The sequence below is a fragment of the Sphingomonas radicis genome (genome assembly GCF_051400635.1).
Lineage (GTDB): Bacteria > Pseudomonadota > Alphaproteobacteria > Sphingomonadales > Sphingomonadaceae > Sphingomonas.
This window is the reverse complement of record NZ_JBLFFG010000001.1, coordinates 1,471,963-1,494,128: the sequence shown is the minus strand read 5'-3', so window position 1 is coordinate 1,494,128 and position 22,166 is coordinate 1,471,963. Positions and strand designations below refer to the sequence as shown.

The 22,166-nt window shown below is 66.2% G+C and carries 25 protein-coding genes; 18 read left to right on the top strand and 7 right to left on the bottom strand.

Annotated features, from left to right (window positions below; translation table 11 throughout):
- The 6 genes from ACMGDH_RS06815 to ACMGDH_RS06790 all read right to left on the bottom strand — a co-directional run bounded on the left by ACMGDH_RS06815 (window position 1) and on the right by ACMGDH_RS06790 (window position 4,303).
- Window positions 1–297 carry a hypothetical protein gene (locus tag ACMGDH_RS06815; RefSeq protein WP_436827143.1) on the bottom strand — a complete coding sequence of 99 codons (297 nt, stop codon included), beginning with the start codon at window positions 295–297 and terminating at the stop codon, window positions 1–3.
- Window positions 294–719 (bottom strand): hypothetical protein, encoded by a 426-nt coding sequence (locus ACMGDH_RS06810; RefSeq protein WP_436827142.1) that lies wholly within the window; start codon window positions 717–719, stop codon window positions 294–296. Before ACMGDH_RS06810 ends, ACMGDH_RS06815 begins: the two co-directional genes overlap by 4 nt.
- A 43-nt stretch (window positions 720–762) precedes the next feature.
- On the bottom strand, window positions 763–1,263 hold the full coding sequence (locus ACMGDH_RS06805; protein ID WP_436827141.1) for a hypothetical protein: 501 nt from the start codon (window positions 1,261–1,263) through the stop codon (window positions 763–765).
- A gap of 130 nt (window positions 1,264–1,393) precedes the next feature.
- A complete protein-coding gene (gene sufB / locus ACMGDH_RS06800) occupies window positions 1,394–2,857 on the bottom strand; it encodes a Fe-S cluster assembly protein SufB (protein WP_436827140.1) in 1,464 nt (487 codons plus the stop codon).
- A gap of 1 nt (window position 2,858) precedes the next feature.
- Window positions 2,859–3,335: an SUF system Fe-S cluster assembly regulator gene (locus ACMGDH_RS06795; protein ID WP_436827139.1), complete on the bottom strand. Its 477-nt coding sequence runs from the start codon at window positions 3,333–3,335 to the stop codon at window positions 2,859–2,861.
- Between the two features lie 41 nt (window positions 3,336–3,376).
- On the bottom strand, window positions 3,377–4,303 hold the full coding sequence (locus ACMGDH_RS06790; protein WP_436827138.1) for an AraC family transcriptional regulator: 927 nt from the start codon (window positions 4,301–4,303) through the stop codon (window positions 3,377–3,379).
- A 239-nt stretch (window positions 4,304–4,542) separates the two neighbouring features.
- Between ACMGDH_RS06790 and ACMGDH_RS06785 the strand changes: the two genes are divergently transcribed.
- The 4 genes from ACMGDH_RS06785 to ACMGDH_RS06770 are packed head-to-tail and all read left to right on the top strand — an operon-like array spanning window position 4,543 to window position 9,582.
- Window positions 4,543–5,580, top strand: a complete 1,038-nt coding sequence (locus tag ACMGDH_RS06785; RefSeq protein WP_436827137.1) for a quinone-dependent dihydroorotate dehydrogenase — start codon at window positions 4,543–4,545, stop codon at window positions 5,578–5,580.
- A 24-nt stretch (window positions 5,581–5,604) separates the two neighbouring features.
- Window positions 5,605–7,320: a gamma-glutamyltransferase gene (gene ggt, locus ACMGDH_RS06780; protein WP_436827136.1), complete on the top strand. Its 1,716-nt coding sequence runs from the start codon at window positions 5,605–5,607 to the stop codon at window positions 7,318–7,320.
- Window positions 7,321–7,357: 37 nt separating this feature from the next.
- Entirely contained in the window at window positions 7,358–9,142 is a 1,785-nt protein-coding gene (locus ACMGDH_RS06775) for an AMP-dependent synthetase/ligase (RefSeq protein WP_436827135.1), read from the top strand.
- A gap of 47 nt (window positions 9,143–9,189) precedes the next feature.
- Window positions 9,190–9,582 (top strand): endonuclease domain-containing protein, encoded by a 393-nt coding sequence (locus ACMGDH_RS06770; protein WP_436827243.1) that lies wholly within the window; start codon window positions 9,190–9,192, stop codon window positions 9,580–9,582.
- 71 nt (window positions 9,583–9,653) lie between these two features.
- Here the strand turns inward: ACMGDH_RS06770 and ACMGDH_RS06765 are convergent, their stop codons facing one another.
- Window positions 9,654–12,515: a M16 family metallopeptidase gene (locus tag ACMGDH_RS06765; protein ID WP_436827134.1), complete on the bottom strand. Its 2,862-nt coding sequence runs from the start codon at window positions 12,513–12,515 to the stop codon at window positions 9,654–9,656.
- A gap of 183 nt (window positions 12,516–12,698) precedes the next feature.
- Between ACMGDH_RS06765 and ACMGDH_RS06760 the strand changes: the two genes are divergently transcribed.
- From ACMGDH_RS06760 to ybeY, 14 genes are all read left to right on the top strand, one after another.
- Window positions 12,699–13,562: an aspartyl/asparaginyl beta-hydroxylase domain-containing protein gene (locus tag ACMGDH_RS06760; protein ID WP_436827133.1), complete on the top strand. Its 864-nt coding sequence runs from the start codon at window positions 12,699–12,701 to the stop codon at window positions 13,560–13,562.
- A 53-nt stretch (window positions 13,563–13,615) separates the two neighbouring features.
- Window positions 13,616–13,879: a hypothetical protein gene (locus ACMGDH_RS06755; RefSeq protein ID WP_436827132.1), complete on the top strand. Its 264-nt coding sequence runs from the start codon at window positions 13,616–13,618 to the stop codon at window positions 13,877–13,879.
- A gap of 69 nt (window positions 13,880–13,948) precedes the next feature.
- Entirely contained in the window at window positions 13,949–14,524 is a 576-nt protein-coding gene (locus ACMGDH_RS06750; RefSeq protein WP_436827242.1) for a NifU family protein, read from the top strand.
- A 29-nt stretch (window positions 14,525–14,553) separates the two neighbouring features.
- The gene (locus ACMGDH_RS06745) at window positions 14,554–15,144 is read left to right on the top strand and encodes a malonic semialdehyde reductase (protein ID WP_436827131.1); all 591 of its coding nucleotides are present in this window, start codon (window positions 14,554–14,556) and stop codon (window positions 15,142–15,144) included.
- Window positions 15,145–15,148: 4 nt separating this feature from the next.
- Window positions 15,149–15,781, top strand: coding sequence for a tRNA (adenosine(37)-N6)-threonylcarbamoyltransferase complex dimerization subunit type 1 TsaB (gene tsaB, locus ACMGDH_RS06740; RefSeq protein WP_436827130.1), 633 nt, complete (start codon window positions 15,149–15,151; stop codon window positions 15,779–15,781).
- Window positions 15,778–16,266 carry a GNAT family N-acetyltransferase gene (locus tag ACMGDH_RS06735; RefSeq protein ID WP_436827129.1) on the top strand — a complete coding sequence of 163 codons (489 nt, stop codon included), beginning with the start codon at window positions 15,778–15,780 and terminating at the stop codon, window positions 16,264–16,266. Before tsaB ends, ACMGDH_RS06735 begins: the two co-directional genes overlap by 4 nt.
- Window positions 16,267–16,362: 96 nt before the next feature.
- On the top strand, window positions 16,363–16,779 hold the full coding sequence (locus ACMGDH_RS06730; protein WP_436827128.1) for a Ros/MucR family transcriptional regulator: 417 nt from the start codon (window positions 16,363–16,365) through the stop codon (window positions 16,777–16,779).
- Between the two features lie 115 nt (window positions 16,780–16,894).
- Window positions 16,895–17,317: a Fur family transcriptional regulator gene (locus ACMGDH_RS06725; protein ID WP_436827241.1), complete on the top strand. Its 423-nt coding sequence runs from the start codon at window positions 16,895–16,897 to the stop codon at window positions 17,315–17,317.
- 8 nt (window positions 17,318–17,325) lie between these two features.
- Window positions 17,326–18,195, top strand: coding sequence for a lysophospholipid acyltransferase family protein (locus ACMGDH_RS06720; RefSeq protein ID WP_436827127.1), 870 nt, complete (start codon window positions 17,326–17,328; stop codon window positions 18,193–18,195).
- A gap of 67 nt (window positions 18,196–18,262) precedes the next feature.
- Window positions 18,263–19,576 (top strand): tRNA (N6-isopentenyl adenosine(37)-C2)-methylthiotransferase MiaB, encoded by a 1,314-nt coding sequence (miaB, locus tag ACMGDH_RS06715; RefSeq protein WP_436827126.1) that lies wholly within the window; start codon window positions 18,263–18,265, stop codon window positions 19,574–19,576.
- Between the two features lie 366 nt (window positions 19,577–19,942).
- A complete protein-coding gene (locus ACMGDH_RS06710) occupies window positions 19,943–20,947 on the top strand; it encodes a PhoH family protein (protein ID WP_436827125.1) in 1,005 nt (334 codons plus the stop codon).
- 49 nt (window positions 20,948–20,996) lie between these two features.
- The gene (locus tag ACMGDH_RS06705; RefSeq protein ID WP_436827124.1) at window positions 20,997–21,254 is read left to right on the top strand and encodes a type II toxin-antitoxin system VapB family antitoxin; all 258 of its coding nucleotides are present in this window, start codon (window positions 20,997–20,999) and stop codon (window positions 21,252–21,254) included.
- Entirely contained in the window at window positions 21,251–21,658 is a 408-nt protein-coding gene (locus tag ACMGDH_RS06700; protein WP_436827123.1) for a type II toxin-antitoxin system VapC family toxin, read from the top strand. Before ACMGDH_RS06705 ends, ACMGDH_RS06700 begins: the two co-directional genes overlap by 4 nt.
- Complete coding sequence (gene ybeY / locus ACMGDH_RS06695) at window positions 21,651–22,160, top strand: rRNA maturation RNase YbeY (RefSeq protein ID WP_436827122.1); 510 nt, start codon at window positions 21,651–21,653, stop codon at window positions 22,158–22,160. The genes ACMGDH_RS06700 and ybeY overlap by 8 nt, the downstream gene beginning before the upstream one ends.
- The last annotated feature ends 6 nt before the right edge of the window (window positions 22,161–22,166 follow it).

Genomic DNA, 22,166 nt, shown 5'->3' with positions numbered 1-22,166 from the left:
CTATTCACTGTTCGCGCCCGACTGGTCGCGATCGACGGCGGCCATCGCCGCCTGGGTGCAAGTCTTCACGGCCTGGAGCGAACGATCCTCCTCGCGCGAGCAGGCCGCCGCAGTTTCGCAGGTGAGCCGATCGAACGCTTCGTCACTACTCGATTGCACGACCTCACATGCGTTGATGCGCTGTTGCGGATCGCGCTTGACGCTGATGCGGAGCGGCTGCGGACGACCGGCGATCACCAGCTCCTCGCCGGACGCGGCTTGCGGCGCCAGTAGCGCAAGTGCGGAAACCAGGATCACAGCGGCACCGCCAGCAGCTTGACCGATTCGAGCGGTTCTGGCGCGGCATAGGCATCCACCCGCGCGCCGTCCGGCAGCTCCCAGACGATCTTGTATTGCTTCTGGTTGGCGATGGCGGACGCGATATCGGCTTCCACGGCGTCGAGCGTCCCCTGCATCCCGCGCCACCAGCCCTTGCTGACCGGACGGCCGCCGACGGTAATCCGGCCCTCAGCGAAATCCTGCTCGGCGAAGGCGCGGCAGCCCTTGATCGCCTCCTGGATCTTCGCGGCGCGCGCGGGATCGGCAGCGGGGGCGACGCCCACCTGCCGCACGATGCAGCGCGCGTGCTTGGTCGCGATGCCGATCTGCGGCACCTTCTCCACAACCACGCCGCCGGCCGAAGCCTGCAGCGCGATTGCCATCAGATACGCAATACTCATCTCGTCTCCTTCGCCCGAGCCGGGCGTGGTTCGGTCACGACGGTCACTCCGCCCTCCCCGTAGTGACCCGCACCACCGGCTCGTCGGCGGGTGGCTTGGGCAGCGGCGGCAGCTTGACGCGCTGGCGCTCGCTCTCGCGGTTTTCGCCGGGATCGCTGGGGCCGATCGCGTTCGGCGAAGCCTCCGACCGCGGCTTGACCAACTGGGGCACGTCGAACACCGCGGGCTTGCCCGTGCCCGAGGGTTGCGGCAGCGGCGCGCGGTTTTCGAGCACGACCAGATCGACGCATTCGGTCACCGCGTCGGCGGTCTTGGCATAGCAGACCGGCGTCGCCTGGCAGGCCTCCAGGTCGCGCCGCTCGCTTCCGCTGGAGACCATCACCCGGCAATTGCGCAGGCGCCCGTCGCTGCCCTTGTCGAACAGCATCACCGTGTGGCCGAGCGTGGCGCGGACCACGACTTCCTCCTCCACCGGCTCCTCCTGGAGCGGCGCGGGGGCGTCCTGCGCGACGAGCGCGAGGAGGAGGGCCAAGGCGAAGCTCATTCAAGCGAATCCGCGCAGTCATACCCTCCGTCACCCTGAACTTGTTTCAGGGTCCACTCCTCCACGGGCGACATCGCCCGCGTTTCGGTGGATGCTGAAACAAGTTCAGCATGACGGTTGAAAAAGCGGCTCATCCCACCGAGCCCTCGAGCGAAATCCCCAGCAGCTTCTGCGCCTCGACGGCGAATTCCATGGGAAGTTGCTTGAGCACGTCGCGGGCGAAGCCGTTGACGATCAGCGCGACCGCGGCTTCCTGATCGAGCCCGCGCTGCATCGCGTAGAACATCTGGTCCTCGCTGATCTTCGAAGTGGTCGCTTCGTGCTCGATCTGCGCGGTGGGGTTCTTCACTTCGATATAGGGAACGGTGTGCGCGCCGCATTGATCGCCGAGCAACAGGCTGTCGCACTGGGTGAAGTTGCGGACATTCTCGGCGCCGGCCTGGACGAGGACCCTTCCCCGATACGTGTTGTCGCTGCGCCCGGCGCTGATGCCCTTGGACACGATCGTCGAGCGCGTGTTCTTGCCGAGGTGAAGCATCTTGGTGCCGGTATCGGCCTGCTGACGACCGTTGGTGACCGCGACCGAATAGAATTCGCCGACCGAGCCGTCGCCCTGGAGGATGCACGACGGGTATTTCCAGGTGATCGCGCTGCCGGTCTCGACCTGCGTCCAGCTGACCTTCGAGTTCGTGCCGGCGCACAGCGCGCGCTTGGTGACGAAGTTGAAGATACCGCCGACGCCGTTCTCGTCGCCCGGATACCAATTCTGCACGGTCGAATATTTGATCTCGGCATCGTCGAGCGCGACCAGTTCGACCACCGCGGCGTGGAGCTGGTTCTCGTCACGCATCGGCGCGGTGCAGCCTTCAAGGTACGAGACATAGGCACCCTTGTCGGCGACGATCAGCGTGCGCTCGAACTGGCCGGTGTTCTCGGCATTGATGCGGAAGTAGGTGCTGAGCTCCATCGGGCAGCGCACGCCCTCGGGCACGTACACGAAGGTGCCGTCGGAGAAGACCGCCGAATTGAGCGCCGAATAGAAATTGTCGCGGACCGGCACGACCTTGCCGAGCCACTTCTTCACCAGTTCTGGATATTCGCGGATCGCCTCGCTGATCGACAGGAAGATGACCCCTGCGGCTTTCAATTCCTCGCGGAAGGTGGTCGCAACCGAAACGCTGTCGAACACTGCGTCGACCGCGACCTTGCGCGCGCCCTCGACCCCGGCGAGCACTTTCTGCTCCTCGATCGGGATGCCCAGTTTCTCGTAGGTCCGCCGGATCTCGGGGTCGAGCTCGTCGAGGCTCGCGAGCGTCGGCTTCTTCTTGGGCTCGGCGTAATAATACGCGTTTTGATAGTCGATGTGCGGGATCGACAGCTTGGCCCATTCGGGAAGCGTCATCTCCTGCCACATGCGGAACGCCTTGAGGCGCCAGTCGAGCATCCATTCGGGCTCGCCCTTCTTGGCGCTGATGTAGCGGACGGTGTCCTCGGTCAGGCCCTTGGGCGCGAACTCCTGCTCGACATCCGAGGCGAAACCCCATTCGTACTTCTTGTTCGCGGCGGCGAGCGCCTCGGCATTCTTCGTGGCCATATTACACCTGTTCCCCGGCAAGCGCCGGGACCCGGTCACCGGGTTCGGGAAGCTGCGCCCCGGCTGCGACCGGAGGAGCGGAAAGTTGGGAGAGCGATATGCCCGCGAGCGCGCCCTTTACGGCGCCGTTGACGGCATTCCAATGCGGTTTGACGCGGCACGCGCCCTCGATCGTGCAATCATGCTTGCCGCTGTCGACGCAGGCGGTGAGCGCAATCGGCCCCTCGATCGCTTCGACGATGTCCGCCACCGAGATCGCAGCCGCCGGGCGCGCGAGGCGGAAGCCGCCACCGGTGCCGCGAGCGCTCTCGATGAGCCCCGCGGCGGAGAGCTTGCTCACGAGCTTCTGTACCGTCGGCAGCGGCAGCCCGGTTTCGCCGGCCAGCGCCGTCGCGTTGAGCCGGCACGCGCCGCCGCAATGGCGCGCGGCAGCGGCCATCATCACCACGGCATAATCGGCAAGGCTCGAAAGACGCATCTACTCACAATCGGAACGATTCTGTCCGATTGCAGATGGGCTCAACCGGCCCGAAGGTCAACCGGTTCGGGGATGACGTCGGGCAGGATGTGGAAATTCTCGTTGTAGAGCGTCAGCTTGAGCGCCGGATCGTTGCTCGCGCGCAGGGCGCTAGGCGTATAGCCGGTGAAGTGCTTCACCTCGTTGATCATGTGCGACTGATCGGAGAAGGGCTCGATCACGTCGTCTAGCGGCGCGCCTTGGTAGATCTTCATCGCAGCGCGGATCGCGCGGAACTTGCGCTTGAGCTTGGTCGGCGGCCCGCCGAAATATTCCAGGCATAGCCGCTGGACCTGGCGCTCACCGAGCCCGCTCGATTCGCCGATCGCGGCGTAGAGCTCGTCGATGCTCGCGCCCTCGGTTGCCGCCCATTCGCGCACGCCGCGCAGGAACGGATAGTGCGCTACCGGCACCGGCTTCACTTCTTCCTGGCGCATGATCAGCAGCGGCGCGATGCCCGAGATCATCTCCTCGAGCGTTTCCATCGACTGCATCCGCTCCCACAGCGCGGGTGCCTGTTCGCAGAACAGCTTGGAGCCGTTGATGATGTGATCGGTGTATTTGTGCGCGGGCAAGCCGATCAGCGCCTTCCAGCCGATCGCGCGGAGCACCACGGCGAAATGCACCACCGGCCCGCGGAGCCGATACGTAGCCGCAGCGCTGCCCGGTCCGGCGACCATGATCGGCCGCAGCGGCTCGACATGGCCGTCGGGAAAGGTCATCTCGCCCTCGCCGCGGATCAGGAAGCGGATCTGGCCGAGATCGACACGCTCGATCCCTTCGATCTCCTCGGCATCGCAGCGATAGACATAAAAGGAATCCACGTGCGGCAGCAGCCGCCCCGTCGCGCGCTTGAGCTCGATCGTCGGCTGCGGCGAAGGCGACCCGCCTGCTTCCGACGGGAACCGCCTGTTGGTAGCGCCCCGCATTTTTTCCTGATGCTCCCCAGCCTCAGTTTATTATTGAGGCTCGGGCATATCCCATTCGCGCAGGGGAAAAAAGTGGCCCGACCGAGTAAACTCGGCCGGGCCAGTGGAAAGGGTTCCCCCCGTTAAGTGGAACCCCTCGGGTCGCAGCACCTCTCTAGGCCCATGATACAGGCATGTATTGGACGGATTCGACATCGCGCACTTTGCCACGTGCGGAACCCGTGCAATGAGCGATTTCCATGGCTTACCCGCTCCGCTCCGCACTGTTCGCACTCGATCCAGAGACCGCTCACCGCGCCACGATCAAGGCCTTGGCGCTGTGGGGAGCGCTGGGGACACCCTTCGGAAACGACTCGGATACAAAATCGTCTCTTGGCCCCGCCCAAGCATCTATTGGTGTGCGGATCGCCGGGATCGACTTTCCAAACCCAATTGGACTGGCGGCGGGGCTCGACAAGAATGCCGAGGCGATTCCCGGACTGTTCGCGCTGGGCTTCGGATCGGTCGAGATCGGCACGCTAACTCCCCGTCCCCAGCCCGGCAACCCGCGTCCGCGGCTGTTCCGGCTGGTCGAGGACGAGGCGGTGATCAATCGCATGGGATTCAACAACGACGGGATCGACGCGGCACTTGCCCGGATCACACGGTTAAGGAAGCGCGCGGGCGTGCTCGGGATCAACGTCGGAGCGAACAAGGACAGCGCCGATCGCGTCGCCGATTATGCGCTGGGGGTGACCAAGGCCGCGCCGCATGCCGATTACATCACGATCAACGTGAGCTCGCCCAACACGCCGGGCCTGCGCGACCTCCAGTCGCGGCCAGCGCTGGACGAGTTGCTCGCCACCTGCGACGCTGCGCGCGGCAAGACACCCTTGTTCCTCAAGATCGCGCCCGATCTCGACCGCGCGGGAATCGAGGGCGCCGTGCGCGCGGCCATCGACAACCGGATCGACGCACTGATCGTCTCCAACACCACCATCTCGCGGCCCGCCACGCTGCGTTCGCCCCAAGCGGGCGAGACCGGCGGGCTCTCGGGTGCGCCATTGGCCGATCTTGCCCGGACCAAGCTGATCGAGGCACGCGAGGCGGCCGGCGGCGCGCTGCCGCTGATCTCGGCGGGCGGGATCGACAGCGCCGACGAGGCGCAGCGGCGGCTCGAAGCCGGGGCGAGCCTGGTGCAGGTCTATAGCGCGCTGGTCTATCGCGGTCCCGGAATGGTGCGCGAGATGCTTATAGGCCTATCAAAAAATGCCATATCCCCGCCGCTTTGCCCCTGACCCAAAGCCCGCTACGTCTGCGTCATGAAAAAGCTGATCCTCGTCCTTCTCGCGCTTCTGGTTCCTCATTTCGCCCTGGCTCAGGGCATCGTAAGTGCCGCAGACCAGCGTGCCGCAGCGGCTGGCGTCGAGATCCTCCGCAAGGGCGGCACCGCTACCGACGCGGCGATCGCAACGATGCTCGCGCTCAACGTGGTCGAGCCGCAGAGTGCCGGCATCGGCGGCGGTGCCTTCTTCGTCCAATATGACGCCAAGGCGAAGCGCACGACCACCGTGGACGGGCGCGAGGCGGCGCCGATGGCGGCGGACCCGCACTGGTTCTACGCCGACGGCAAGCCGCTCGGCATCCGGGACGCGGTTCCCGGCGGACGCAGCGTGGGCGTGCCGGGCACGCTGCGCGCGATGAAGAAGGCGCACGAGCGCGGCGGCAAGCTGCCCTGGGCTGCGCTGTTCGAGCCCGCAATCCGGCTGGCGCGCGACGGCTTCACAGTCTCGCCACGGCTCAACAACGCGCTCAACCGCTACGGCACACACGTCGACGCGGGCGTGCGCGCGATCTTCTACGGTCCGGACGGCAAACCCTTCGCGACGGGCGCTACCGTGCGCAATCCGCAGCAAGCCGCTCTCCTCGAGCGCGTCGCGAAACTCGGTCCGGACAGCTTCTACGTTGGACCGCAGGCGCAGAAGCTGGTGAACACGGTCAACAACGCCGCGCGTAACCCGTCGAAGATGACCGTCGGCGATCTCGCCGCCTATGAAGCCAAGGATCGCCCGGTGCTGTGCAGCACCTACCGCAGCTACAGGATCTGCTCGATGGCCCCACCCTCCTCGGGCGGCATCGCGGTGCAAATGATCCTCAAGCAGCTCGAGCGCTTCGACATGGCCAAGCTCGGCAAGGATTCGCCGGTCGCCTGGCACCTCTTCGCCGAAAGCTCGCGCCTCGCCTATGCCGATCGCAACATGTATACGGGCGATCCGGATTATGTGCAGGTCCCGCTCAAGGGGATGCTCGATCCGAACTACATCGCGAGCCGTTCCGCGCTGATCAGCCCCGACAAGAGCATGGAGACCATCGCCGCGGGCACCCCGCCGGGGGCGCCGAAGCGCGTGAAGGCGCCGGTAAGCGAAGTCGCGGGCACCACCTCGCTCTCGGTGGCGGACGCGGCTGGCAACGTCGCCCAGGTGACGACGACGATCGAAGGTTCGTTCGGCTCCGGCCTGTCGGTCGACGGCACGCTGCTCAACAACGAGCTCACCGATTTCGACATCGTGCCCGAGGACGAGGGCTATCTCGCCGCCAATCGCGTCGAAGGCGGCAAACGTCCACGCAGCTCAATGGCCCCCACGATCGTTTATGCCCCGAACGGCGAGGTTCGCCTTGCCGTCGGCGCCGCCGGCGGCCCGACGATCATTGCGCAGGTCGCCAAGGCGATCATCGGCGTGGTCGACTGGAAGCTGAGCGCGCAGGACGCGATCGCGATGGGGCTGGTCTATGCGCCGGGCCCGGTCGCGACAGTGGAGAAGGGAACACAGCTTGACGCCATGATCCCCGCGCTCGAAGCTCTGGGCGAGAAGGTCCGCTCGGCCCCGCTGGGGCTGAAGGCCAACGCGATCGAGCGCGTCGGCGGGCGCTGGCAGGGCGCCGCCGATCCGCGCAGCGAGGGCGTGGCGATGGATCAGGACGGGAATGTGACGCAGATCACACGAGTCGGCGCGCAGCCGAACCGACCGTCGGAATAGCAACGGGCGCAACAGGGGCGCCCGAGGGGGTAGAGGAATGCGCAAGCTCGAACATTTCAACAATCTGGTGGAGATGTTCTTCACCCGCGCGCGCGAACTCGGCGACAAGCCGTTCCTGTGGCACAAGACGGACGACGGCTGGAAATCGACGAGTTGGGCGGAGGCGACACGCAAGGTGGCGAGCCTGGCCACCGCCTTCCAGGATCTGGGGCTAAAGCCCGGCGACCGCGTGATGCTGGTTGCCGAGAACCGCCCCGAATGGTGCATCACCGATCTTGCAGTCATGGCCGCGGGCTGCGTGACCGTGCCGACCTACACCACCAACACCGAGCGCGACCACCAGCACATCATCGAGAATTCGGGCGCGTGTGCGATCGTGGTCTCCAATGCCAAGCTCGCGCGCACGCTGCTGCCGGCGGCGATCCGCTCGTCCTCGGCACGGATGGTGATCGGGATCGACGACGTGCGCGCCGCGCAATCGGGTGCGATGGATTTTCACAACTGGGGCGAGCTGATCGCGCGCCACCCCGCCGATCCCGATACGGTGGCGGCGAAGGCGAGCTTCAAGCGCGAGGACCTTGCCTGCATCATCTACACCAGCGGCACCGGCGGCTCCCCGCGCGGCGTGATGCAGCACCACGGCGCGATCCTGCACAATTGCCAGGGATGCACCACGATCATCTCGGAGGATTTCGGCTGGGACGACGAAGTGTTCCTCTCGTTCCTTCCCCTCTCCCACGCCTATGAGCACACCGGCGGGCAGCACTTCCCGATCGCGCTCGGCGGGCAGATCTATTATTCCGAAGGGCTCGAGAAGCTCGCTTCGAACATCGAGGAGGTGCGCCCCACGATCATGGTGGTGGTCCCGCGCCTGTTCGAGGTACTGCGCACGCGCATCACCAAGCAGGTGGAGAAGCAGGGCCGCGTCGCCAGCTTCCTGCTCGACCAGGCCGTCCGGCTCGGCGGGAAGAAGGCCGCAGGCACCGGCTCGGTCGCCGATCTGCCGATGAACCTGCTGCTGGGCGCGACGCTCAAGCCCAAGCTCGCCAAGCGCTTCGGCGGCCGGATGAAGGCGATGGTCTCCGGCGGCGCGCCGCTCAACCCCGAGGTCGGCGTTTTCTTCGAATCGCTGGGGCTCACCTTCCTCCAGGGCTATGGCCAGACCGAGGCCGCGCCGGTGATCTCGTGCAACCGCCCCAAGGCAGGGCTCAAGCACGACACGGTCGGCCCGCCGCTCGAGGGCGTCAAGGTCAAGATCGCCGAGGACGGCGAAATCCTCGTGCGCGGCGAACTGGTGATGCACGGCTATTGGCGCAACGAGACCGAGACCGGCCGCGTGCTCAAGGACGGCTGGCTCCACACCGGCGACATCGGGCTGATCGACGAGAAGGGCCGGATCAAGATCACCGACCGCAAGAAGGACATCATCGTCAACGACAAGGGCGACAATGTCGCGCCCCAGAAGGTGGAGGGAATGCTCACTCTCCAGCCCGAAATCGTCCAGGCGATGATCGCGGGCGACAAGAAGCCCTATATGACCGCGGTGATCGTCCCCGATCCGGAATGGACGCAGGAATGGTGCGCCAAGACCGCCGCCAAATGCGATTTCCGCGAGCTGGCACACGACCCCGACTACAAGGCCGCACTCGGCCATGCAGTGGAACGCGTGAACCGCGACCTTTCGGTAATCGAGCGCGTGCGCAAGTTCATCATCGCCGACGAGCCGTTCACGATCGAGAACGAGCAGCTGACCCCCAGCCTCAAGATCCGCCGCCACGTGCTCAAGAAGGTGTACGGGGCGAGGCTGGACGCGCTGTATTGAGGATTGAAACCAATCCTCCCCCGCCAGGGGGGGGTGGCAGGCGCAGCCTGACGGAGGGGGAGGACGGCGATACGGCTCAAGGGGGAGACGGCCGGCGAAACGCAAAGCGCCTTCGTAAGGAAATGACATCGCTGGAGATCGGTCTTTGGCTGGCTCTCCGTCAAAACGGAGCCGGTTTGCGCTTCCGCAAACAACATTCGGCCGGCAACTATGTGCTGGATTTCTACTGTGCGCCCGCGATGCTGGCGATCGAGGTCGACGGCGAAGCGCATGATCGCGGCGATCGGCCGGAGCGCGATAGGGTGCGCGACGATTGGCTCGCATCGCAGGGTGTACGGGTGCTGCGTTACCCGGCGCAGGAAGTGCTGGCGAACCTCGAAGGCGCTGTTCACCACATCGTCATGACCGCAGCCGAGAGACGGGACAAATTGCAGGGCTGATCGCTTTCCGCCCCCTCCGTCAGCCTTCGGCTGCCACCTCCCCCTGGCGGGGGAGGATCGACGAGGCAGCCTCAGCGCTCCGCCTTCTCCGGCACCACCACCATCGTCCAGTCCTTCTCGGGCCGGAGATATTTGGCGGCGAGCGCCTGGAGTTCGGCCGGAGTGGTGCGGGCGATGTCGGCGGGAAGCGTATCGACCGAGGCGATGCGCGCCGGATCGAACGAGCCGCCCTCGACCAGGCGCATCCAGAACATGTTGCCGCTCGACGACCGCAGTATCTGCTGTTTGATCGGCTGGAGTGCGCGGGCAAGCTCGTCGTCGTCGATCGGCTTGGCGGCGAGATCGGCGGCGATGCCGCGGGCAAGATCGAAGAAGACGCCGGTCTTGTCGGGCGACACCAGCCCGAGCGCGATCAGCTTGCCGCCCCCGCCCATGCCGAGCGGCCACTGGCTCGCCACTTGCGGCGAATAGCTCAGGCCCGCCTTGCTGCGGAGCTGCTCGATCATCCGGTCGCGGAACACTGCGGCGAGGATGTCGAGCTTGCGGCTCTCGCTGATCCCGGCGCTGCCGCCGCCGGTCGGCCAGGCGATCACCGCCGCCGCCTGATCGGGCTTGCCGCTGTGCGTGCGGACCACCGGGGTGGTGACGTGCGCGGGGAAGCGCACCAGCGGCGCCGGCGTCACCGCAGCGGGGCGCGGCTTCAGTGCGCCGAAAGTCTCGGCCACGGCCTTTACGGTCGCCTCCGAATCCATGTCGCCGAACACTTCGACTTCGATCGGGCCGGTGGCGAGCAGCGGTTCCCAGAACTTGCGGAACGCTTCGGGCGTGGTCGCCTCGATCACTTCCCGCGGCGGGATGCCCCAGCGCGGATCATTGTCGTGCGTCAGCCGCTCGAGATCGCGGCCGATCACGGCGTCGGGCGACGAGGACAGGCCGGCATAGCCCGAGAGCACACCCGCCTTTGCCCGCAGCACCGGATTGGGATCCCAGGCCGGGTGCGCGAGCTTGGCGGCGAACAGGCGGAGCTGATCCGCCAGATCCTCCTTGTTGGTCTGGCCGACGAACTTGAATGCGTCCTCGGCCACGTCGAACTGGAAACCCATCTGGCGCTTGCCGATCAGCGCATCGAGCTCCTCCTGGCCGAGCTTGCCGATGCCGCCGGCGACCAGCGCCATCTCGCCCGCCCATGCCGGCGTCTCGCCCTTGGGGGGGATCGCGTTGATGCCGCGCCCGAAACGGACGTTGACATAGACCTTGCCGACCTCGGAGGCGTCCTGCCGCATCAGCAGGTTGACGCCGTTGGAGAAGACCACCTTCTCTACCTGCAGCCCCGGAATCGCCATGGTGCGACTCGTCACCGTGCCCGGCTTGCCGAGCTTGGGGAGCTGATCGAAGTTCACATCGGCGAACACGCGGCGCGCGCCACTCGACGTGACTTCCTCCTTGATCGCAGCGGTAAGCTTGCCCAGCGCATCGGGGTCGGGCGTGCGCGTGTTGACCAGCGCGCGCGTAGCCGTTCCCTCGAACACCCGGCGCGAGGCGGCGAGCACCGTCTCCGGCGTGAACATGTTGGCGGCGATCGCAGTCTTGAGGATGTCGTAGCTCGCCTGGGGCGTGGTCACCGTCTCGTTGATGTCGACTGCCTCGACCAGATCGTCGGCCAGCTTCATGCCCGCTTCGACCGGCGCGGTGCTGATCCGCTGCTTCATCTGGACTTCGATCTCGGCGAGCTCGCGGTTGATCTCGGCCTGGGTCGGCGGTGCAGCCTGCGCATCGGCGATCACGCCGCGCACGTCGCGCAGCGCAGCCTGCCAGTCGTCGCCGACCGGAAGCACCTGCACCGTCGTCATGTTCGCCGAGCGCGCCACATCGCTGAGGTCCGCCCCGGCGGCGATGAAGCTGCCGCCCGATCGTGCGCGCGATTCGAGGCGGCGGTTGATGATGCGGATCGCAACCAGATCGACCATGCGCTTCTGGTTGAAGATCACCGTGTCCGAGAAGACGGTCCACGGCCGCACGGTCGACATCATCACCAGCGGCTGGAGCCCCGGCTCGACGGTGGTGGCGGCAACCGGATGCCCCTCGCTCGGTTTACCGAAATCGGGGCTCGGCGTGGTGGGACCTTCACCCTTCCAGGCGGAGAAATGCTTCTGCACCAGCCCCTCGAGCACCGCCGTATCGACATCGCCGACTACGATCACCACGGCGCGTTCGGGCCGGTACCAGCGATTGTGGAACGCCTCGACGCTCGCCGGAGTCGCGGCAGCCAGCGTCTCGGTGGTGCCGATCGGCTCGCGGTCCGCCACCGGCTGGCCGGCGAACATCAGGTCGAGCATCGCGTCCTGCAGCCGCTGCTGCGCACCCGGCTGCTCGCGCGCTTCGGCGAGCACCACCGGCCGCTCGGCATCGAGCGACTGCTGGCTGATGCTGGGGCCGGTCATCATGCCCGAAAGAATCTTGAAGCTCTCGTCCAGCCCCTGCGGCGTCGCCATCGGCAGGTCGAGCTTGTAGACCGTCTGGGTGAAGGTCGTGCTCGCGTTGCTGTCCGACCCGAAGGTCACGCCGAGCCGCTGCCAGATGCGCTTCGATTCGCCGTCGGGCACGTGCACCGAACCGCGGAACGAGAGATGCTCGAGCAAATGCGCATAGCCGCGCTCGTTGTCGCGTTCGTGGAGCGAGCCAGCGTCGATCCGCACGCGCACCGAGACCTGGCCCGGCGGCACGCCGTTCTTGCGCACCGCATAGCGCAGCCCATTGGGAAGCCTGCCGAACTTCCATTCGGTGTCGTGGACGAGATCGCTGCCCTTGTAGAGCCAGGGATCGTCGGCGGTCTGGACCGGCAGAGGCGCGGTCTGCGCCTGCACCGGCAGCGTCGGGCTCAGGCTGACGAGGGCAAGCGAGGCGAGGAGCGGAAGCCGCAGGAAGCGAAGCATGGCGTCTCGTGTAATGGCGAAGCGCCGCCCATGCCAGCTTGAAGCTTTCCGCCACATGTACGGCAAGGCCCGCCCTATTTCCTTGCGGCCGCCATGATTTGGTCCCGACTCGCGGCATAGGCTGCGCAGCCTCGGGTCGGCCGGTTTCCGATCCGCAGGCGATTTGGTTCGAGTGGGTTTGCAGTGACGCTGAGAGCGAAGGGGAGCGAAGCGCCGGGGGTGAGCGGCGAGGCACGGGCGCGGGCGCGGCCGGCGCCTGCGCTCATGCTGGTCTCCGAACGCCGCGACTCAGCCCGGCCGCTTGCAGCCGATCCCGACCGCCCGTGGCTGGTCAAATACGGCAAGCATCTGCGCGGCCCGGTCGATCGCCTGATCGCGCGGTCCTCGGTCGCGTCGAATGCGCCGGTGCTCGACGTGCGCGACTTTCCCTGGACCGAGATGCTCCGCGCCAATTGGGAAGCGATCCGCGACGAGGCCGCCCAGGCGGCGCTCACCCGGATCCCCGCACCCTCGCTCGCCACCATCTCGCCCGATCACCGCGCGATCGCGCGGATCAGCCGGTGGCGCTCGTTCTTCCTCTGGGGCTATGGCTACCGGATCGAGGAGAATATCGCGCGCTGCCCGGTCACTGCACGGCTGGTGGAGCAGATCCCCGGGCTCAACACCGCCTTTTTCTCGATCCTCACCCCCGGCACGCATATCCCGGCGCACCGCGGCGTCACCAAGGGGCTGATCACCTGCCACCTGGGACTGATTGTGCCGCGCGACGGCGACGTCCGGATGCGCGTCGGCGACCGAGTGGTGCGCTGGGCGGAGGGCGAGACTTTGGTGTTCGACGACACCTATGACCATGAAGTATGGAACGACACCGCAGGGACGCGGGTGGTGCTGCTCATCCAGTTCCGCCGGCCGCTTCGCCAGCCCGGCCGCTGGCTCGCCGAAAAGTTCCTGGGGGTCGTGCGCCGCTCGGCCTTCGTGCAGGAGGCGCGGTCGAACCTGCAGCGCTGGAACGCCGCAACCCGAGGGTGGGACAATTTGAACAATTGAGGTCGCCGGTCGCTGTCCCTACATGCCGCTGAACAGCGCAAAAGGAAGCGATCGTGCGTACCGTCGACGAGAAGGCCTGGAAGGAATTCCGGCGAATGATCCTGTGGATCGCGCTGATCGCGGTGCTGATGGTGATCGGCGCGCTCTTCTATCTATCACTTTACGACGCGCTCTATCCCTCCGCCGTGCTCGCGGCGATCGGCGGCGTATTCCTCTCCACGCTGCTCGGCTGCGGATTGTTCGCAGCCGCCTTCTTCAGCGACAAGAGCGGCCACGACCGCGACGTGACCAACGCCACTCGCAAGGACGGCGAGTAAGTCCGGCGGCAACGCAGCGTTTCGCGCCGCCTGCTTGATCCCAGGCCTGCCAGGGGCCACATGGCGGGCATGCTGATCGAGACCGAACCCACGCCCAATCCCGCGACGCTCAAGTTCCTGCCCGGACGCGTCGTGATGGAAGCAGGCACGCGCGACTTCGCCACCCCCGAAGAAGCCGAAGCATCGCCGCTCGCCGATGCGCTGTTCGCGCTGGGCGACGTGACCGGCGTGTTCTTCGGCCGGGACTTCATCTCGGTCACTGCCGCGCCCGGAGTCGAGTGGTTCGATCTCAAGCCCGACGTGCTCGCGATCCTGCTCGACCATTTCTCGGCCAACATGCCGCTGTTCCGCCCCGGCAGCGCCGCCGCGATCTCCGTCCCGCCCGAAGGCGCCGAGTTCTCCGACAATCCCGAGGACGCCGATGTCGTCGCGCAGATCCGCGAGCTGATCGAGACACGCATCCGCCCGGCGGTGGCCAACGACGGCGGCGACATCGTCTATCGCGGGTTCGATCAGGGCAAGGTCTATCTCCAGATGCAGGGCGCCTGCTCGGGCTGCCCCTCGTCGACCGCGACGCTCAAGAACGGGATCGAGCAGCTGCTCAAATATTACGTGCCGGAAGTCACCGAAGTCCGCGCAATCTAAGCAGCCAAAACCAAAGAAAGGGTCGCAATATGGGCCATCCCCTCGACGATGCGGGGCTGGATACGATCTTTCGTACCGCGCGCAGCTACAACGGCTACACCGACGAACCGGTCACTGAAGCCGATATCCGCCGCATCTACGATCTGCTCAAGATGGGCCCGACCTCGGCCAACTCGCAGCCTGCCCGCTTCCTCTGGCTGCTGAGCCAGGAGGCGAAGGACAAGCTCGCCGATCTCGCCACCGGAGCGAACCCGGACAAGATCCGCAAGGCGCCGGCGACGGTGATCATCGCGATGGATTGGGACTATCACGAGCAGCTTCCCTGGCTCTTCCCCCACACCGATGCGAAGAGCTGGTTCCCCGACCTGGAGGACCGCAAGGTCCATGCGATGCGCAACGGCTCGCTACAGGGCGCGTATCTGCTGATCGCAGCCCGCGCACTGGGCTTCGATACCGGTCCCATGTCGGGAATCCGTCATGCAGATGTTGACGCGGCCTTCTTTGCGGACCAGCCGAGCGTGAAGAGCAACTTCATTGCGACCATCGGACATGGCGATCCTTCCACAATCTTCGGCCGCAGCCCCCGCCCCGAGTTCGAGCGGTTCAATCGCGTCCTCTGACGATTTGACTACGCTCGTCATCGAGACGGCGACGGCAGCCTGCTCGGTCGCGCTGCTGCGGAGCGGCGAGGTCGTCGCGTCGCGCCACGAAGTCGTCGGCCGCGGCCATGCCGAGCGGCTGGTGCCGATGATCGCGGGGCTGCCCGGGCAGGGCCGCGCCGATCGCATCCTGGTCGATGTTGGCCCCGGCAGCTTCACCGGCGTGCGGGTGGGCCTGGCCGCCGCGCGGGGGCTCGCGATCGGCTGGGGCGCCGAGGTCTTCGGCTATTCGTCGCTCGCCCTGCTCGCCGCAGCCGGTTTCGCCGCGCATCCGGATTTGCCCCTGCTTGCCGTGGTGCTCGAAGGAGGCCACGGTGAGGTCTTCATGCAGGCCTTCGCATCCTCACCGTTCCGCGAAGAGGGGGCGTTCCGCTCGCTCGTTCCGGCGGACGCGCTCGCCGCGCTCGAAGGCCGTCCGGCGATCGGCAGCGGCGTGCGCTTCCTCGCTCCACTTGCCGAAGGGCTCGACCTGCGCGAGGCGCTGCCTGCGGCCGCAGACGCGCACTTCCTTCCCGCTGCATTCGCCGCCCTCCCCGCTCGTCCAATCTACGGCCGCGCGCCCGACGCGAAGACGCTCGCCGAACGAGGGCTGGCGTGAGCACGACGGTCAACCTCACCGAGCTGCGCGAAGGCGGTCCGCAGGATCTCGCCTCGGTCGCCCGGGTCATGCAGGAGGCGTTCGACCCGCGCTACGGCGAGGCGTGGACGCCGGCGCAGTGCATGGGGATGTTCGCGCTTCCCGGCGTGTGGTTGGTCATCGCCAGCCTGGACGGTCACGATGTGGGCTTCGCCCTGGCGCGCGCGATCGCCGACGAGGCCGAGCTGCTGCTGCTCGCCACCAGTCCCGCGGCGCGCCGGCGCGGCGTGGGCGGCGCGCTGCTCCGTGCCGTGATCGCCGAAGCCCAGTCGCGCGGAGTCGTTCAGCTTCATCTCGAGGTTCGTTCAGGAAACGATGCGGTGAGGCTATACCGGCGCGAAGGATTCGACAAAGTCGGAGACCGGCCGAATTATTATAGAGGCAAGGGTGGACAACTGTTCGACGCTCAGACATTTGCCCTAAATCTGTCCCAAAAATATTGTTAACTGATCGTCAATGGGCTTGCGTTCGCTTTACCGGAGCCCGATACGGCACCTTGGCAACCCTCCCAGGTCGCCCAATATCGGGTCGAAAGGATAATCATGGAATCTCAGTCGGACATTCAGGAAACGTTGGTAACGCTCACTGCGGATATTGTTGCCGCGCATGTCAGTAACAACAGCGTTGCTGTTTCGGATCTTCCTGTTCTCATCCAGAACGTGCACGGCGCGCTTGCCGGCCTCGGCCGCCCCGCGGCGGCGCCGGAAGTCAAGCAGGAGCCGGCCGTTTCGATCCGCTCGTCGGTCAAGCCCGACTACATCGTGTGCCTCGAGGACGGCAAGAAGCTCAAGATGCTCAAGCGCCACCTGATGACGCACTATCAGATGACGCCGGAACAGTATCGCGCCAAGTGGAACCTGCCGGCCGACTATCCGATGGTCGCCCCCAACTATGCCGAGCAGCGCCGCACCCTGGCGAAGAAGATCGGCCTGGGCACCAAGCGCCGCAAGACGCGCTAAGCCGCCGCGCCTTCGGGCAGCAGATCGCGCCGGCCGGGGACCGTCCCCGGCCGGCGCCTTGCTTTCCGGCATCGGGGGCCTTTTCGAGCGGCTCCATTGTAGCTACATCGTGCCCATGCCGAGGAAGATCGATCTCGAGGCCCTGTGCCACGAAAAAGGACTGCGCATCACTGAACAGCGCAAGGTGATCGCGCGCGTCCTTTCCGACGCCGAAGATCATCCGGACGTCGAGAAAGTCTATGAGCGCGCCTCCGCGATCGATCCGGGCATCTCGATCGCCACGGTCTATCGCACCGTGCGCCTGTTCGAAGAGGCCGGCATCTTGGACCGGCACGATTTCGGCGACGGCCGCGCGCGCTACGAGCCTTCGCCCGAGGCGCATCACGATCATCTGATCAACGTCGAGACCGGCGAAGTGATCGAGTTCGTCGATCCCGAGCTCGAGCTGCTCCAGAAGCAGATCGCCGAGCGGCTGGGCTTCCGGCTGGTCGACCACCGGATGGAGCTCTACGGAGTCACGCTCGACCGCAAGAGCTGAGCATCGGCATGACGGCCGCCGACTCCAAACGCGAGGCCGCCGCCGCGGGCATTCCGACCCGCCTCACGCCGATCGAACAGATGCGGGCAGGCCTGCGCATCGCGATGCTGGTCGCCGCAGTGCTGGTCTTCGTACCGCTCCACTATCTGTTCCGCCTGTTTCGCCTCCCCTCGCCCTGGCCGCGCCATTTCCTCGGCACGGCCGCGCGGATCTGCGGTGCGCGCGTGCGACGGGTCGGCACGCCCCTCAAGCGCGACGTCTTCTACGTCTCCAACCACATCAGCTGGATCGACATCCTCGCGCTCGGCGGCGCGAGCGGCACGGCCTTCGTCGCCAAGGCGGAGATCGGCGAAGCGCCGGTGGTCGGCTGGCTCGCGAGCCTCAACCGCACCGTCTATGTGAAGCGCGAAAACCGCCTCGGCGTGGCCGAGCAGATCAACCAGCTCCGCGACGCCCTCGCCGACAATTGGGCGATCACCATCTTCCCCGAGGGCACGACCACCGACGGCAAGTCGCTGCTCCCGTTCAAGACGCCGATGCTGCGCGTGCTCGAGCCTCCCCCGCCGGGCGTACTGGTCCAGCCGGTGATGCTCGATTATGGTGCGACCGGCGAGGATATCGGCTGGATCGGCCAGGAACGCGGCCTCGACAATGCGAAGCGGGTGCTCGCGCGGCGCGGCAGTTTCGAGCTGCGCATCCATTTCCTGGAGCCCTTCCATCCGCGCGACTTCCCGGGCCGCAAGGCAATCGCCGCGGAGAGCCGGCGGCGCATCGAGGAGGCGCTGGCGAGGGCGCTGGGCGGACCGCTCAGGCCCTTCCGCTTCGCCGAAAATGCGATCGGATATAAGGTGAAAAGCCCCTCTTCAGGAGAGGAGTAGGAGGCGGGGCCAGTGTCTGGGAAGGGGCTTAATATCGCCCGCTTCAACCGCTATAGCCCCGCCGATCATGAAACCGACCCCTAAAACCTTCCACGTCAAGTCGTTCGGCTGCCAGATGAACGTGTACGACGGCGAGCGCATGGGCGAGCTGATGGCCGCGCAGGGGCTCATCGCCGCGCCCGACGCCGAGTCCGCCGATCTCGTCGTGCTCAACACCTGCCACATCCGCGAGAAGGCGACCGAGAAGGTCTATTCGGACATCGGCCGCCTGCGGAAGCACGGCAAGGACCCGATGATCGCCGTCGCCGGCTGCGTCGCGCAAGCCGAAGGCGCCGAGATCGTCAGCCGGGCAAAGGTCGATGTCGTCGTCGGCCCCCAGGCCTATCACAACCTGCCCCAGCTCGTGGCGGATGCCACCGCTGGCAAGTCGGCGCTCGACACCGACATGCCGGCGATGAGCAAGTTCGGTGCGCTGCCATCGCGCCGCAAGGTCGGCCCGTCCGCCTTCCTCACCGTGCAGGAGGGCTGCGACAAATTTTGCACCTATTGCGTGGTGCCATATACCCGCGGCGCCGAAGTGAGCCGCCCGGCGCAAGCGATCGTCGACGAAGCCAAGGCGCTGGTCGATGCCGGCGCGCGCGAGATCACCTTGCTCGGCCAGAACGTCAACGCCTGGGATGACGAGGCCGGCACCGGGCTGCACGGCCTGATCGCAGCGCTCGACCGGATCGAAGGGCTGTCGCGCATCCGCTATACCACCAGCCACCCCAACGACATGCGCGAAGGGCTGATCCGCGCGCATGCCGAGGTGGAGAAGCTGATGCCCTTCCTCCATCTGCCGGTGCAGGCGGGGAGCGACCGCATCCTCAAGGCGATGAACCGTAGCCACACGCGCGATTCGTACCTGCGCATCCTCGACCGGGTCCGCGCCGCGCGGCCCGACATCGCGCTCTCGGGGGATTTCATCGTCGGCTTCCCGCATGAGACCGACGCCGAGTTCGAAGAGACGCTCAGCCTGGTCGACGCAGTCGGCTATGCCCAGTGCTTCAGCTTCAAATACAGCCCCCGCCCCGGCACCCCCGCAGCGGAGATGATCGACGGCTTCGTATCCGCGGAAGTGATGGACGAGCGCCTCCAGCGCCTCCAGGCCGCGCTCAACCGCGATCAGGCGGCCTTCAACGCCGCGACGCTCGGCAAGACCTGTCGGATCCTGATCGAGCGCAAGGGCAAGCTGCCCGGCCAGATGCTGGGCAAGTCGCCCTGGCTCCAGTCGGTCCACCTGATGACCGACGCGAAGATCGGCGATCTGATCGAGGTCGAAATCGTCCGGGCCGACCCGAACTCGCTTGCGGGCGTCGAGCGCGTGAAGGCGGCCGCCTGATCCTTCCCAAGATCCTCCCCCGCCAGGGGGAGGTGCCATGCGAAGCATGGCGGAGGGGGAGGAAGCACGCCGGCAACGGTCTCGCATCCGCCCCTTCCGTCGCCTTCGGCGCCACCTCCCCCTGGCGGGGGAGGATTGTGCGAGCCCCTGTCGCCGCTCCATCACACCTGCAATTTATTCGGCAGGCCGCACGCCAGCCCCTGTCATTGTAGGATTTCCTCTGCCATCGTCACTGCGACTCATGCGTAACGGAACCTCAGCCCTCCGCCCCGGTTTCGCCCTGATGGGCCGCATGACTCCCCTGTTTCAAAGTGAAATTATGGAGCGCGACTCCCTTCACTTTGCCCCCTCGCCCCAAGGAGCCGCATGAGCCGCAAGCCTGTTCCCGCCCAGTCCGGCGAACGCTCCCGGGTAGAGGTGACGTTCGACAAGCCCCAGCTCCTCCCGCAGCTCTTCGGCGAATATGATTCGAACCTGCTGATGCTCGAGGAGCGGCTGGGTGTTTACATCCACGCACGTGGCCAGCGCGTGGTGATCGAAGGCAGCGCCGAGGCTGTCGCGCACGCGCGCGAAGTGCTCCAGGAGCTCCACAGCCGCGTGATCCGCGGCGAGGAGATCGACGGCGGGCTGGTCGATGCCGTGATCGCCATGTCGAACGAGCCGACGCTCACCGGCATCATCCGCGCGGACGCGGGTGGCGAAGGCAACCCGCCGATCATGATCCGCACGCGCCGCAAGACGATTGTGCCGCGCTCTGCCGCGCAGACGCATTACATGCGCGAGCTGGTGTCGAACGACATGATCTTCGCGCTCGGGCCGGCGGGCACCGGCAAGACCTATCTCGCCGTCGCACAGGCCGTGGCACAGTTGATGACGGGATCGGTCCAGCGACTGATCCTGTCGCGACCGGCGGTGGAAGCAGGCGAGCGGCTAGGCTTCCTGCCCGGCGACATGAAGGAAAAGGTCGATCCCTATCTCCGCCCGATCTATGACGCGCTCTACGATTGCATGCCACCCGAGCAGGTCGAGCGGCGCATTGCGAGCGGCGAGATCGAGATCGCGCCGATTGCCTTCATGCGCGGTCGCACGCTGGCCGACGCGTTCGTGATCCTCGACGAGGCGCAGAACACCACCCCTGCGCAGATGAAGATGTTCCTCACCCGCTTCGGCGCGAACAGCCGAATGGTGATCTGCGGCGATCCCAAGCAGGTCGACTTGCCCGGCGGTCCCGGCGCCTCGGGGCTCAACGACGCCGTGACGCGGCTTGAAGGGATCGAGGGTATTTCCATGTGCCGCTTCACCGCTGCCGATGTGGTGCGCCATCCGATCGTCGGCCGGATCGTCACTGCCTATGAAGGCGGCGATGCTTGAACGTGGGGATATCCCGTCCTACATCTGGGATATCCTTTAGGAGGCTCCGATGGCTTCTCTCTATATCAAGGACAGCGAGACGGCTGAGCTCGCAGATCGGATCGCGCGGCGGCTGGGCAAGACCAAGACCGAAGTCGTGCGCAATGCGCTGCGTCGCGTCGAAGCCGAATTGCCGGCCGCTTCTTCTCCGACCTCCACAGCGGAGTGGCTGCGCGAATTCCGGCAGCGCCACCCGCTGCCGCCGCGGACCGGGCCCAAGGCAGACAAGGTGTTCTTCGATTGGCTGAGCGGCGAGGAGAATGTGTGACGCTCTTCGTCGATGCCTCCGCGCTGGTCGCGATGCTCGAACTGGAAGACGGCTTCGAGCAGCTCGCTGACGCGTTCGATGCCGATTCCGATCGGCTCACTTCGGCCGTCGCATGGTGGGAAACGGTGACTGCGCTTTCACGCTCCTATGGTCGCGAGCCCGACTGGTCGGGTGGTGAGCTGCGCGCATTCGCGGAAGCGCGCTCGATCCGGATAGTGCCGATCGAGCGGCAAGAGGTCGAGCTCGCACTGAATGCCTATTCCCGCTACGGCAAGGGTCGTGATCCCGCCGGCCTGAACATGGGTGATTGTTTCGCTTATGCCTGCGCCAAGGCGCACGGTGCACGCCTGCTCTACAAGGGCAATGATTTCGATCGCACCGATCTGGCCTGGTCCCATGCTTGACGTAGCCGCTCTGCCCGAATCCCCCTGGCCCGAGGGCGAGTGGGAAGCGCTGGCCACCCGTGCGGCGGAGACGGCGATCCGCCAGACGCCGTTCGCAGAATGGCTCGCCTGGCCAACCTGCGTCGAAATTGCCGTCCGCCTGACCTCCGACGAAGAGGTGCACGCGCTCAACAAACAATATCGCGACAAGGACAAGCCCACCAACGTGCTGTCCTTCCCGATGATCCAGCCCGACCTGCTCGATGCGGTGACGCAGAACAGCGACGACGGCGAAGTGATCCTGGGCGACATCGTCCTCGCGCACGGCGTCTGCGCCGCCGAGGCGGCCGAGCGCCAGGTGTCGGTGGAGGATCATGCCACCCACCTGATTGTCCACGGTGTGCTCCATCTGCTAGGCTATGATCACCTGGGGGACGCCGAGGCCGAGGCGATGGAGGACATGGAGCGCGCCGCGCTCGCCAAGCTCGGCCTGCACGACCCCTATCCCGTTCGCGAGGACTGACGACCA

What these genes read in the sequence shown, in the direction of transcription:
- ybeY (WP_436827122.1), top strand. Translation starts at nt 21,651, where the DNA reads ATGCTTGACGTAGCCGCTCTGCCCGAATCCCCCTGGCCCGAGGGCGAG.
- ACMGDH_RS06730 (WP_436827128.1), top strand. Translation starts at nt 16,363, where the DNA reads ATGGAATCTCAGTCGGACATTCAGGAAACGTTGGTAACGCTCACTGCG.
- ACMGDH_RS06765 (WP_436827134.1), bottom strand. Translation starts at nt 12,515, where the DNA reads ATGCTTCGCTTCCTGCGGCTTCCGCTCCTCGCCTCGCTTGCCCTCGTC.
- miaB (WP_436827126.1), top strand. Translation starts at nt 18,263, where the DNA reads ATGAAACCGACCCCTAAAACCTTCCACGTCAAGTCGTTCGGCTGCCAG.
- ACMGDH_RS06745 (WP_436827131.1), top strand. Translation starts at nt 14,554, where the DNA reads ATGGGCCATCCCCTCGACGATGCGGGGCTGGATACGATCTTTCGTACC.
- ACMGDH_RS06705 (WP_436827124.1), top strand. Translation starts at nt 20,997, where the DNA reads ATGGCTTCTCTCTATATCAAGGACAGCGAGACGGCTGAGCTCGCAGAT.
- ggt (WP_436827136.1), top strand. Translation starts at nt 5,605, where the DNA reads ATGAAAAAGCTGATCCTCGTCCTTCTCGCGCTTCTGGTTCCTCATTTC.
- ACMGDH_RS06710 (WP_436827125.1), top strand. Translation starts at nt 19,943, where the DNA reads ATGAGCCGCAAGCCTGTTCCCGCCCAGTCCGGCGAACGCTCCCGGGTA.
- ACMGDH_RS06795 (WP_436827139.1), bottom strand. Translation starts at nt 3,335, where the DNA reads ATGCGTCTTTCGAGCCTTGCCGATTATGCCGTGGTGATGATGGCCGCT.
- ACMGDH_RS06805 (WP_436827141.1), bottom strand. Translation starts at nt 1,263, where the DNA reads ATGAGCTTCGCCTTGGCCCTCCTCCTCGCGCTCGTCGCGCAGGACGCC.
- ACMGDH_RS06810 (WP_436827142.1), bottom strand. Translation starts at nt 719, where the DNA reads ATGAGTATTGCGTATCTGATGGCAATCGCGCTGCAGGCTTCGGCCGGC.
- ACMGDH_RS06725 (WP_436827241.1), top strand. Translation starts at nt 16,895, where the DNA reads ATGCCGAGGAAGATCGATCTCGAGGCCCTGTGCCACGAAAAAGGACTG.
- ACMGDH_RS06720 (WP_436827127.1), top strand. Translation starts at nt 17,326, where the DNA reads ATGACGGCCGCCGACTCCAAACGCGAGGCCGCCGCCGCGGGCATTCCG.
- sufB (WP_436827140.1), bottom strand. Translation starts at nt 2,857, where the DNA reads ATGGCCACGAAGAATGCCGAGGCGCTCGCCGCCGCGAACAAGAAGTAC.
- ACMGDH_RS06785 (WP_436827137.1), top strand. Translation starts at nt 4,543, where the DNA reads ATGGCTTACCCGCTCCGCTCCGCACTGTTCGCACTCGATCCAGAGACC.
- ACMGDH_RS06750 (WP_436827242.1), top strand. Translation starts at nt 13,949, where the DNA reads ATGCTGATCGAGACCGAACCCACGCCCAATCCCGCGACGCTCAAGTTC.
- ACMGDH_RS06790 (WP_436827138.1), bottom strand. Translation starts at nt 4,303, where the DNA reads ATGCGGGGCGCTACCAACAGGCGGTTCCCGTCGGAAGCAGGCGGGTCG.
- ACMGDH_RS06775 (WP_436827135.1), top strand. Translation starts at nt 7,358, where the DNA reads ATGCGCAAGCTCGAACATTTCAACAATCTGGTGGAGATGTTCTTCACC.